This is a genomic window from Actinacidiphila sp. bgisy167 (assembly GCF_057707665.1).
This window is the reverse complement of sequence record NZ_JBYIQP010000155.1, coordinates 1-5324: the sequence shown is the minus strand read 5'-3', so window position 1 is coordinate 5324 and position 5324 is coordinate 1. Positions and strand designations below refer to the sequence as shown.

Annotated in this window: 6 protein-coding genes, 1 tRNA gene and 1 pseudogene; 3 read left to right on the top strand and 5 right to left on the bottom strand. The window is 68.0% G+C overall.

Features of this window, described 5'->3' with window-relative positions; translation table 11 throughout:
• Window positions 1–1073: IS630 family transposase (locus AC3ET4_RS30160; RefSeq protein WP_431955046.1), on the bottom strand; the 1073-nt coding region annotated here is incomplete at its 3' end.
• 296 nt (window positions 1074–1369) lie between these two features.
• On the opposite strand from AC3ET4_RS30160, the gene AC3ET4_RS30155 reads away from it, so the two are divergent.
• Window positions 1370–1777, top strand: a complete 408-nt coding sequence (locus AC3ET4_RS30155) for a hypothetical protein (protein WP_431955044.1) — start codon at window positions 1370–1372, stop codon at window positions 1775–1777.
• A 511-nt stretch (window positions 1778–2288) separates the two neighbouring features.
• Here the strand turns inward: AC3ET4_RS30155 and AC3ET4_RS30150 are convergent.
• Window positions 2289–2450, bottom strand: a complete 162-nt coding sequence (locus tag AC3ET4_RS30150) for a hypothetical protein (protein ID WP_431955042.1) — start codon at window positions 2448–2450, stop codon at window positions 2289–2291.
• A gap of 89 nt (window positions 2451–2539) precedes the next feature.
• Window positions 2540–2986, bottom strand: coding sequence for a hypothetical protein (locus AC3ET4_RS30145; RefSeq protein ID WP_431955040.1), 447 nt, complete (start codon window positions 2984–2986; stop codon window positions 2540–2542).
• Between the two features lie 44 nt (window positions 2987–3030).
• Here AC3ET4_RS30145 and AC3ET4_RS30140 point away from each other — a divergent pair.
• Window positions 3031–3279 (top strand): annotated as a pseudogene (locus AC3ET4_RS30140) (DUF3631 domain-containing protein); the annotation flags it as partial.
• A 269-nt stretch (window positions 3280–3548) separates the two neighbouring features.
• Here the strand turns inward: AC3ET4_RS30140 and AC3ET4_RS30135 are convergent.
• Window positions 3549–3622, bottom strand: a tRNA-Pro gene (locus tag AC3ET4_RS30135).
• An 87-nt stretch (window positions 3623–3709) separates the two neighbouring features.
• Window positions 3710–4642, bottom strand: a complete 933-nt coding sequence (locus tag AC3ET4_RS30130) for a metallophosphoesterase (RefSeq protein ID WP_431955038.1) — start codon at window positions 4640–4642, stop codon at window positions 3710–3712.
• 76 nt (window positions 4643–4718) lie between these two features.
• Between AC3ET4_RS30130 and AC3ET4_RS30125 the strand changes: the two genes are divergently transcribed.
• Window positions 4719–5180, top strand: coding sequence for a GatB/YqeY domain-containing protein (locus tag AC3ET4_RS30125; protein WP_431955036.1), 462 nt, complete (start codon window positions 4719–4721; stop codon window positions 5178–5180).
• Window positions 5181–5324 lie beyond the last annotated feature (144 nt).

The window sequence follows — 5324 nt, the reverse complement described above, 5'->3', positions numbered from 1 at the left end:
TGTCGCGTGAATGAAGTTCTTGGACGCTTGGATGTGGCGTGTTCGAGGATTTCGTCGGCGGTCTTGGTCCAGGTGAAGGGCTGGCAGCGGTCGTTGTAGGCGTCGATGTACCGGCGGATGGCGTCCTTCAGGTCGGCGACGGAGGTGAAGGTGCCGCGGCGTATGGCCTGCCGGGTGATGATGCCGAAGAAGATCTCCACCAGGTTCAGCCACGAGCAGGAGGTCGGTGTGAAGTGCAGGGTGATCCGGGGGTTCTTCGCCAGCCAGGCCTTCACGCGAGGGTGCTTGTGCGTCGCGTAGTTGTCGACGACCACGTGCAGCTTCACCCTCGGGTGGGCCTTGGCGACCTGCTTGAGAAAGCTCAGGAACTCGTCGTTGCGGTGCCGGGTGTGGCAGGCGTCGGCGGTGATCTTCCCGGTGGCGACCTCCAGCGCGGCAAACAGCGTGGTCGTGCCGTGCCGCACGTAGTCGTGGGTGCGCCGCTCAGCCAGGCCGGGCCGCACCGGCAGCATCGGCGCGGTCCGGTCCAGCGCCTGGATCTGGCTCTTCTCGTCCACGCAGACCACCACGGCCTTCTCCGGCGGGGCCAGGTACAGTCCGACCACGTCGCGGACCTTCGCCTCCAGCTCCGGGTCGGTGGAGAACTTGAAGGTCTCCGCGCGCCAGGGCTGGATCCTCCACTTGCGCCAGACCTTGGCCACCGCCACGTTGGACAGGCCCACCTCCCTGGCCAGCAACCGGGACGACCAGTGCGTCACGCCCAACTTCTCCGGCGGGCCCTCCAGCGTGCGCACCACGACCTCGGCTTCGTCCACAGTGGTGGGCCGGCCCGAGCGAGGCCGGTCCTCCAGCCCGGGCAGGCCGGCCGAGCGGTAGCGACCCCGCCAGGTGACCACGGTCTGCCGGGACAGCTCCAGCCGCCGCGCGATCTCGGTGTTCGAGGCGCCCTCGGCCGCCAGCAGCACGATCCGGGCCCGCGTCACCAGCCCCGACGCGGTCGACGGAGAACGCACCCAGGAACGCAGGACCTCACGGTCCGCATCGGAGACGGCCAACGGCGCAGCAACAGGCATACGCCATTCAACCGCACACCAACCAACTGTCCAAGAACTTCATTCACGCGACACTAGGCACTTTCGCGTGCGACTCCAGCCCACGCGCCCTTGACCAGCAGTTTCACTCTGCCGCTGCCTCCAGAACCCCCGAATTACGTCGAATCCGGGGCCACCGCTGAACTCATTTGCGGTGTGGAGCGGGGCCGCCAGTGCACACCGAGCAGAGTTGAACATGTTCAATTTTCGTGGCAATGTGGGCGCTTGACGATCAGATGTGTGAAGCAACCGGGGTTTGACGTACGCAAGGGGGAGCCATGCGTGATGAACGAGGGCGGGTCGCCGCGGGGTTGCGTGGAGTGGTCTTGGCAGTCGCGGTGTTGACGCTGGCCACAGGGTGCATATGGCAGCAACAGACACTGGCTCGGGCCGGCATCGTAGGCACCTGGACCGAGGGCGATACCGGGACCCTTCTCTTCAAGGACGATGGCACCGTCGTCGTAACCAACCTTGCCGAGTTCAATAACGATGGCGACAAGGTGTCGGAGTGCAGCGGCACCGGCAAGTGGTTCTTGTATCCCGACGACAAGGAAGCGGAGAAGTTGGGGACCACCGTCTGCGACGGCAACCCGTGGGAATTCGGCGGCTCGAAGGCGCATCCGCAAATGCGGCACAGCGTGGGAGATCCTTCGTACGGGAAACACCAAACCCTCAGCCGCAAGTAGCGGAAGCCGACCGGCGCGTCAGGCGCAACGGCCATGGACTCGACCGGAATCGACGCGAGCACCGTCGCGGTACAGCAACAGGACAGCGGTTCAACGGCTGCGATCCAACTGTCCTTCACGATGCACAGTGCCCACTGACAGCCGTGGTCGTGATGCCGGAGGAGCAACATCCATCACGTTCGAGGCAACGTACCAGACCAGTCGTGCACCGCGATTCGTGCAAGTCAGGGACACCTAGAGGGCTCATCGGGGCATGAATCCGGGCTTCTGCTCAGCGAGTGAGCGGAGGCGCCCAGGGTAGTCCTGCGCCGACGGTTCGGAGTTGTACCGGCGCCGCATCTCGGCAGCGAGTTCGCGGCTGGTCATGATGAGTGACGGCACCGACTGCCGATCCCCTTGAAGGGCCCGCCCCCCCATGACGAGTGCCTGCTCCAAGTCGCCCTCACGTGCTGCCGTGACACCGAGCGTGACCCGGGCTTCAGTGTTGCGCATCGGTGACCGCTCGGTGCCGTCAAAGTCGGGTCCCCGCCCTCAGCACCTCTTCGGCGAGCGTGCGCGCGAGCTTGTCCTCACCAACCAGGCGGTAGCAGTCCATCGTGTGGAAATCGAACTTGGCGGGGTCCACCACGAAGTGGTTGTCCAGGTTCTCGGGGTACGGCATCCCTTCGAGCAACCGCCGTCCCTTGTCCAAGGCCACCTCCACTTGCCGGCGGTCCCCGAGGCGCCCCCACGCCTTGGCTTCCTGTGCTGCGAGCTGTACAGCTACGCCGTGATGCGCCGCCGTGTCGGCTCCTGCCAGCGCCGCCGCGATGACGCCGCGGTAGTCACCGGTTGTGAGAGCGAACCATGTCCGCATCTCGTGCGCCCACCCGGCACCTCTGCGTGGTCGGATTCGGTAGCGAGAGAGAGGGCGGCGCGACGCGTCGACTCTGCAGCGTGACGATCGCCCGTGTCGTACTCGACGCAGCCGACCAGAAGGGTGAGGCAGCCCGACAGGGCGAGAACTTCGCGGTGCTGCGCGAGCGTGAGGCTCTTCGTGTGCAGCTCGACGACCCGGCGAAGCCACTGCCGGCCCTCAATGAGGAGCTGCTCGGTCGGCATGAACGGGTACTCCGAGGCGAGCCGGTCCGTCGTGATCCGAAGAGCATCGAGCGTGGCATTGTCGACGTCAGACCGGTTGAGACGGCTCGCGATCTCCAGCGTCTCCATGCCAGACGCTGCCAGGATCTCCTTGTCTCCGTCCCGCCGTGAGGGCGCCGTGGGCGGACATGGCCGGCAAACCGCTGGACGCCCGGGGCCTGTCTCGGATGCTGCGCGAGTACATGACCGGCGACAGCACCCCCATCGCCGCACGCAACATCAAGACCGGTGGCAACGTCATGAAGGGCTACTACGCAACCGACCTCCATGACGCCTGGCAGCGGTACTGCCCTCCCCCCTCTGAAAGTCCGCTACTTCCGCTACCTCCGCTACCGCGCAGGTCAGAGCCCCAAAACCGGTAGCGGGTAGCCCCCGCGCATCCGCTACCTCGCCGCTCGATCCGCTACCGCTACCCGTATGAGGCGGTCTACCGGAAACAGCTCCGGCCTGTGATCACGAAGGGCGCCGAAGCGATGGATGACATCTTCGCTGAAGATCAGGAAGACACGGCCGCGGAGGACGAGGATGAGGGTGACGCGGTGGCCTGACCACATTCGGTCGGCCCCCGGTTTGGCCCCCTAGGCATGAAAGAGGCCCATTCGCGATCATGCGAATGGGCCTCTGACCTGGGTCGGGGTGGCGGGATTTGAACCCACGGCCTCTTCGTCCCGAACGAAGCGCGCTACCAAGCTGCGCCACACCCCGGTGTCGCATCGTGGCCTTGGCCCGGCGCGACGTGGATTACTCTAGCGGACCTCCCGCCGGAGACGAAATCCGGTTTTCGCGGGTGGCTCAGACGCCCGGCACGAGGGTGAGCAGAGTGGCCTCGGGCGGGCAGGCGAAGCGGACCGGGGTGTAGCGGTTGGTACCGCAACCTGCGGAGACGTGCAGGTAGGAGCGGTGGCCGGCGGCCTCGTGGGTGGACAGGCCCTTGACCCGGTCGGTGTCGATGTCGCAGTTGGTGACCAGGGCCCCGTAGAAGGGGATGCACAGCTGTCCGCCGTGGGTGTGGCCGGCGAGGATCAGTGGGTAGCGGTCGGCGGCGAAGGAGTCGAGTACCCGCAGGTAGGGGGCATGGACGACGGCGAGGGAGAGGTCGGCGTCCGGGTCGGGGCCGCCGGCGATGGCGGTGTAGCGGTCACGCCGGATGTGGGGGTCGTCGAGGCCCGCGAAGGCGATCTCGATGCCGTCGTCGAGCTTGAGGCGGCCGCGGGTGTTGTTGACCCCGACCCACCCCGCGACGTCGAAGGCGTCGCGGACCTCCTCCCAGGGGTTGCGGGCGACGCCCACGGCGGGGTCGTTCTTGCCGTTGAGGCCGTGTACGCCCCGGACGCGCTCGACGAGGTAGCGGGCGGGGTTGCGCAGCTTGGGGGCGTAGTAGTCGTTGGAGCCGAAGACGTACGCCCCGGGAAGGTCGAGCAGGGGGCCGAGGGCGTCGAGCAGCTCCGGGACGCCGTGGGGGTCGGAGAGGTTGTCGCCGGTGTTGATCACGAAGTCCGGACGCAGCCCGGCCAGCGACTGCAGCCAGCGGCGCTTCTTGTTCTGGCCGCTGACCATGTGGATGTCGGAGAGCTGCAGGACGCGGATCGGCCGCATTCCGGCCGGCAGGACCGGCACCCGCACCCTGCGCAGGCGGAAGGACCGCGCCTCGATTCCGGCCGCGTAGGCCACGCAGGCCGCGCCGGCAGCTGTGATGCCCAGGGGTACTCCGTATCGCGCGCGCATGTCCTCCATGGTGGCAGACGGCTCGTCAGGGATAAATCCACGGTCCTCCCGGCGCCGACCTGGCAGACTCGGAGCCATGACCACCACGCTCAAGCAGCGTCTGCACGACGACCTCACGGCTGCCATCAAGGGGCGGGACGCGCTGACCTCCTCCACCCTCCGTCTCACCCTCACCGCCATCACCAAGGAGGAGGTCGCGGGCAAGCAGGCGCGCGAGCTCTCCGACGACGAGGTGCTGAAGGTGATCGCCCGCGAGGCGAAGAAGCGCCGGGAGGCCGCCGACGCCTTCGAGCAGGGCGGCCGCAAGGAGGCCGCGGAGCGGGAGCTGGCGGAGGGCGAGGTGCTGAGCGCCTACCTGCCCAAGCAGCTGGACGACGCGGAACTGGCCGGCATCGTCGCCGCCGCGATCGCGGAGTCGGGGGCCGAGGGGCCCAAGGCGATGGGCGCGGTCATGAAGATCGTCAACCCGAAGGTGGCAGGCCTGGCCGAGGGCGGCCGGGTAGCCGCGGAGGTGCGCAGGCAGCTCACGGCCGGCTGACGGGGGGCACCTCGGGCGCCCTCGGGCAACCCGGGGCCGCTCGCCGGCGGTCGGGGGTCCGGCACGGTACGACAAAGCCGGAGGGGGGGGGGGGGGGGGGGGGGGGGGGGGGGGGCGGGGGGGGGGGGGGGTGGGGGGGGGGGG